The sequence below is a fragment of the Paenibacillus oenotherae genome, assembly GCF_019443105.1.
Classification (GTDB): Bacteria; Bacillota; Bacilli; order Paenibacillales; family Paenibacillaceae; genus Paenibacillus_Z; species Paenibacillus_Z oenotherae.
Genome location: NZ_JAHZIJ010000080.1, coordinates 1 through 645 on the forward strand (window position 1 = coordinate 1; position 645 = coordinate 645).

Here is a 645-nt window from a genome sequence, read left to right on the forward strand (position 1 = left end):
CGCCATCGTTCGTTGCCGTTCCAATGACGATACCCAGTTCGTTGTAGATGTTTACTGTTGCTCCCGCTGGTACATCTTTTACAACTACTTTATCTGTTGTCGAGTTTGCTATGACTACAACAGGTGGTGCACTTACTTCTGCCACTGCTGTCGCAGGCGTCTTCGTGCTTTCCAGCTTGTCTACCTCGGTAATCGTCGCATCGATCTCTTGGCCTTCGTTCAGGCCAGTTGGGATGTTTACGGTCACATCGCCCGTACTGCCGCCTTCGTTCGTTGCCGTTCCAATGACGATACCCTGTTCGTTGTAAATGTTTACTGTTGCTCCCGCTGGTACATCTTTTACAACTACTTTATCTGTTGTCGAGTTTACTATGACTACAACAGGTGGTGCACTTACTTCTGCCACTGCTGTCGCTGGTGTCTTCGTGCTTTCCAGCTTGTTCGTCTCGGTGATCGTCGCATCGATCTCTTGACCTTCGTTCAGGCCAGTTGGGATGTTCACGGTCACATCACCTGTACTGCCGCCATCGTTCGTTGCCGTTCCAATGACGATACCCAGTTCGTTGTAGATGTTTACTGTTGCTCCCGCTGGTACATCTTTTACAACTACTTTATCTGTTGTCGAGTTTGCTATGACTACAACAG

1 protein-coding gene is annotated in these 645 nt (G+C 48.8%); it reads right to left on the reverse strand.

The window, feature by feature from the left end; all coding sequences use genetic code 11:
• Window positions 1–645 (reverse strand): hypothetical protein (locus K0T92_RS24645; protein ID WP_219875274.1); only part of this gene is annotated, 645 nt, incomplete at both ends.